Raw genomic sequence first — 4,803 nt, forward strand, 5'->3', positions numbered from 1 at the left:
GGGCGCGCGCGCGCCCGGGCCCCCCGTGGCGCCTCTGAGCCACCCCCCCCCGGGGGCGCCGACCCCGCGCGCGCGGGCGCGCCCCCTCAGCGCATTCCCGCAGACCACACGGGGTTTGGGCGGCCGTTGACGCGGCCGTGAAGCGCTGATAAACCTTCGCTTCACCAGTTGACGAACCAGCATCAACCCGGCTTCTCCGTGCGAGCGACAACACGAGGTCACCGTCCCATGGTCGAAAGAGTTCCGCCGCGTACGCCGCGGCAGGCCGCACCCCGGCCCGCGCACCGGCCCGAACCCCGCCCCGTACGGCAGCGCCGCCGTCTCCGCCCGCGTCATCTCCTGGCCTCGGTCGCCGCCTCCGCCGCGCTGGTGGCCGGATCGGCGGTCCCGCTCGGCCCGCTGCTCCCGGCGCCGCAGCAGGCCCACGCCGCCGACGGCAAGAACGTGCTCACCGTCGCCGTCAGCCAGAGCGTCGACTCGCTCAGCCCCTTCCTGGCGCAGCGGCTGACCAGTACGAGCATCCACCGACTGGCGTACGAATACCTCGTCAATTACGACCCGAAGGACGCCCATCCGGTCCCGGGCTTCGCCACCGCGTGGAAACCGTCCGCCGACAAGTTGACGTGGACGTTCACCATCCGTGGGGACTCGAAGTGGTCCGACGGTAAGAAGGCGACGGCCGAGGACGCCGCCTGGACGTTCAACAAGATGATGACGGACCCGGACGCCGCCACCGCCAACGGCAGCTTCACCGCCAACTTCGACGAGGTCACGGCGCCCGATCCCGCCACGCTGGTCGTCAAGCTGAAGAAGCCTCAGGCGACCATGACGGCGCTGGACGTGCCGATCGTGCCGAAACACATCTGGGAGAAGGTCGGCGACTTCTCGAAGTTCAACAACGACAAGACGTTCCCCATCGTCGGCAACGGTCCGTTCGTCATCACGGACTACAAGGTCGACCAGTACGTCAGGCTCAAGCCGAACAAGGACTTCTGGCGCGGCGCCCCCAAGTTCGACGAACTGGTGTTCAAGTACTACAAGGACGGGGACGCGGCCGTCGCGGCGCTCCAGAAGGGCGAGGTGTCCTTCGCGTCCAATCTGACCCCGGCCCAGGCGACGGCGCTCAAGAGCGCCAAGGACATCAAGGTGAACAACGCCCCGGGGCGGCGCTTCTACGCGCTCGCCACCAACCCGGGCGCGCGGTCGAAGGACGGGAAGAAGTTCGGCAACGGCAACCCCGCGCTGCTCGACCCGGCGGTACGCAAGGCTCTCTTCCAGGCCGTGGACCGCGGCACGGTCATCGACAAGGTCTTCCAGGGGTACGCCGTCGAGGGCCAGGGATACATCCCGCCGCGCTTCGGGGCGTACTTCTGGCAGCCCTCGGAGAGCCAGAAGATCGCGTACGACCCGGCCGCGGCGGCGAAGACACTCGACGACGCGGGATACCGCAAGAACGGCGACGGCGCGCGTCTGGGCAAGGACGGCAAGCCGCTGAACCTCCGGATCCTCTGCCATGCCACAGACCCCAACGACAAGGCGATCGGCAAGTACCTCCAGGAATGGTGGGGCACTCTCGGCATCGGGCTGAAGGTCGAGTGCCTCGACAATGTCTCCGACCCCTGGCTGGCCGGTGACTACGACCTCGCCTTCGACGGCTGGTCCGTCAATCCCGACCCCGACTTCGTCCTCTCCATCCACACCTGCGGGGCACTGCCCGCGACGCCGAAGGACAGCGGCGCGACGGACAACTTCATCTGCGACAAGACGTTCGACGAGCTGTACGCGCGGCAGTCGGCGGAGTACGACGCCGCCAAGCGGGCGGATCTCGTCAAGCAGATGGAGTCACGGCTGTACGACACCGGGTACATGAACGTCATGGCGTATCCGAACGCGGTCGAGGCGTACCGCACCGACCAGATCAAGTCGATCACGACGATGCCGGAGGCCGCCGGGAACATCTGGGGCCAGGACGGCTACTGGAGCTGGTGGTCCGCTGCGCCCGCCGAGGCCGGCGACGGCTCGGGCGGCTCCTCCTCGACCGGTGTGCTGATCGGGATCGGCGCCGTGGTGGTGGTCGCGGCGGCGCTCGGGGGCTTCTTCGTACTGCGGCGCCGGTCCACCGCGGAAGACCGTGAATAACCCATGAGCGCCACGAGCACGCCCGGTACGGTGCGGGACGCCGCGGGGGACGGCCCGGCGGGGACCGGGCCGTCCGGCCCCGCCGCCCGCGCCGCGTCGGGCACCAGGACCGCGTATCCGATCTATGTGGCGGGCAAGCTGGGCGGGGCGCTCGTGTCGCTCTTCGCCGTCCTCGTCACCAGCTTCTTCCTCTTCCGGATCATCCCCGGCGACCCGGTCAAGGCGATGACCCACGGGGTTCCGACGTCGGCCGAGCAGTTGGCGACGCTGCGCCGCCAGTTCGGTCTGGATCTGCCCCTGTGGCAGCAGTTCACCGACTACTGCGCCAAGGCGCTCAGCGGCGATCTGGGCACCTCGTACCAGTTCCACGCTCCGGTGGGGGAACTGATCGTCCAGAAGCTGCCCGCGACGCTGCTGCTGACGGGCGTGGCCGTGGTGATCTACTCGGCGCTCGGTCTCTGGCTCGGTACGCGCTCCGCGTGGCGCAACGGCAGCCTCGGCGACCGGCTCAACACCGGCGTGGCGCTCACCCTGTGGTCCGTCCCCGCCTTCTGGCTCGGGTTGCTGCTGATCATCTTCTTTTCGGTCGGTATAGGGCCGATCCCCGGCATGTTCCCCACCGGGGGGATGGAGTCGGGTGACACGACCGGCTTCGCGTACGTCGTGGACGTGGCACATCACATGGTGCTGCCAGTGGCCACGCTGGTCGCGGTCGGCTACGCGCAGACGCTGCTCGTCATGCGGTCCTCACTGCTGGACGAGATGGGCAGCGACTATCTGACGACGGCGCGTGCGAAGGGGCTGCGGGACGATCTGGTACGCCGCCGGCACGCGGTGCCCAACGCCATGCTCCCCACCGTCACGATGGTCTTCATCAATCTGGGCCATGTGGCGGCCGGTTCGATCCTCGTCGAGACGGTGTTCTCCTGGCCGGGGCTGGGCGGGCTGTTCTACTCGGCGCTGAGCGTGCCGGACCTGCCGCTCGTCCAGGGGCTGTTCGTCGTCTTCGCCGGGGCCATGATCCTGATGAACCTCCTCGCCGACCTGCTGTATCCGCTGCTCGATCCCCGGGTGGGCCGATGACTCTGGAGAAGACCCCGCCGACGCCGCCCGGGTCGCCCGGGGCGTCCGGCTCGGCCTCGTCGTCCGATACGGGGAAGCCGGACACGGCGCCGTCCGCCAGGGCACTCGCCCGGGCGCGGCGGCGCGCCTCGGCGGCCCGCTTCTGGGCGCAGTACCGCACGCACCGTGCGGGGCTCTTCGGCCTCGCGGGGCTCGCCCTCATCGCGCTGCTCGCCCTGTGCGCGCCGCTGCTCGTGGGCAGCGACGTGGCGAGTGTGACGGACGCGCCGGGAACGGCCCTGGAGAAGCCCAGCGGCGCGTTCCCGCTCGGCACGGACCAGTTCGGCCGGTCGTTGCTGGGGCTGCTGATCTGGGGGGCGCGGGTCTCGCTGACGGTGGGCCTGCTGGCCGCCGTGCTCTCGGTGGCCATCGGCACGCTGGTCGGCGTCGTCGCCGGGCACTACGGCGGCTGGTTCGCCACCGTGGTCATGCGGATCACGGACTGGTTCCTGGTCATGCCGACCCTGGTGCTGGCCATCGTGCTGGCGACGGTCATGTCCCGGTCCATCTGGACGGTGATCCTGGCGATCGGTGTCACGAGCTGGCCGACGACGGCGCGGCTGGTCCGCGCGCAGACCATCGCCGTCGAGTCACGGCCGTACATCGAACGGGCCCGCGCGCTCGGCGGCGGGCACCGCCACGTCATGACGCGCCACGTCCTGCCCAATGTGATGCCTCTGGTCCTCGCGCAGACGACGCTGGGCATCTCCAGCGCCATCCTGACGGAGGCGACCCTCGCGTTCCTCGGCCTCGGCGATCCGATCATCATCTCGTGGGGCGGCATGCTCCAGGACGCGCGCGAGGCGGGCGCGGTGTCGTCCGGGCACTGGTGGTACCTCGCGCCGCCCGGTATCGCGATCGCGTTCGTCGCGCTCGCCTTCACACTCTGCGGCCGCGCCATCGAGGCCGTGCTCAATCCGAAGCTGGGGGTTCCCCGTTGACCACCACGACCGGCGTGACACCACAGGCGGGCGCGGGCGGCGCCACCAGCCTGCTGGAGGTCAGGAACCTCCGGGTGACGTACGGCACGGGGCCCACCGCCGTGCCCGCCGTACGGGGCGTCGACCTGACCGTCGAGTCGGGCAGCAAGCTGGGCATCGCGGGCGAGTCCGGATGCGGCAAGTCCACGCTGGCCCTGGCGCTGCTCCGGCTGCTGCCGCCCGCGGCGAAGCTCTCGGGGCAGATCCTGCTCGACGGTGAGGACGTCCTCACCATGAAATGGGGCCGGCTGCGCGCCGTACGGTGGGCAGGCGCCTCGATCGTCTTCCAGGGGGCGATGCACTCGCTCAACGCGGTGCACCGGATCGGCGACCAGATCGCCGAACCGTTGCTGCTGCACGGGCGCGCCACTCCCGGCGCCGCGCGGTCGCGCGCCGCCGAGCTCCTGGAACAGGTGGGGCTCTCGGCCGCCCGCGCCGACGCCTATCCGCACGAGCTGTCCGGCGGGGCGCCCGCCCCCCGGCGGTTCGGGGCGGGGCTGGGGGGCGCCCCCCCCCCCCGCAGGGGCGCGCGCCCCGCCCCCCGCGCCCGCGCGCTTATTAC

General features: G+C 70.6%; 4 protein-coding genes. All 4 read left to right on the forward strand.

Features of this window, described 5'->3' with window-relative positions; genetic code table 11:
• Nucleotides 1–228 precede the first annotated feature (228 nt).
• Nucleotides 229–2,139 carry an ABC transporter substrate-binding protein gene (locus tag ACFXPK_RS11790; RefSeq protein ID WP_385074235.1) on the forward strand — a complete coding sequence of 637 codons (1,911 nt, stop codon included), beginning with the start codon at nucleotides 229–231 and terminating at the stop codon, nucleotides 2,137–2,139.
• A gap of 3 nt (nucleotides 2,140–2,142) precedes the next feature.
• Complete coding sequence (locus ACFXPK_RS11795) at nucleotides 2,143–3,222, forward strand: ABC transporter permease (RefSeq protein WP_385074238.1); 1,080 nt, start codon at nucleotides 2,143–2,145, stop codon at nucleotides 3,220–3,222.
• Nucleotides 3,219–4,202, forward strand: a complete 984-nt coding sequence (locus tag ACFXPK_RS11800; protein WP_385074241.1) for an ABC transporter permease — start codon at nucleotides 3,219–3,221, stop codon at nucleotides 4,200–4,202. Before ACFXPK_RS11795 ends, ACFXPK_RS11800 begins: the two co-directional genes overlap by 4 nt.
• On the forward strand, nucleotides 4,199–4,803 hold a 605-nt coding region (locus ACFXPK_RS11805; RefSeq protein ID WP_385074244.1), incomplete at its 3' end, for an ATP-binding cassette domain-containing protein. The genes ACFXPK_RS11800 and ACFXPK_RS11805, both read left to right, overlap by 4 nt.

It is taken from the genome of Streptomyces sp. NPDC059142, from assembly GCF_042755665.1.
GTDB lineage: Bacteria > Actinomycetota > Actinomycetes > Streptomycetales > Streptomycetaceae > Streptomyces.

What these genes read in the sequence shown, in the direction of transcription:
- ACFXPK_RS11795 (WP_385074238.1), top strand. Translation starts at nt 2,143, where the DNA reads ATGAGCGCCACGAGCACGCCCGGTACGGTGCGGGACGCCGCGGGGGAC.
- ACFXPK_RS11800 (WP_385074241.1), top strand. Translation starts at nt 3,219, where the DNA reads ATGACTCTGGAGAAGACCCCGCCGACGCCGCCCGGGTCGCCCGGGGCG.
- ACFXPK_RS11790 (WP_385074235.1), top strand. Translation starts at nt 229, where the DNA reads ATGGTCGAAAGAGTTCCGCCGCGTACGCCGCGGCAGGCCGCACCCCGG.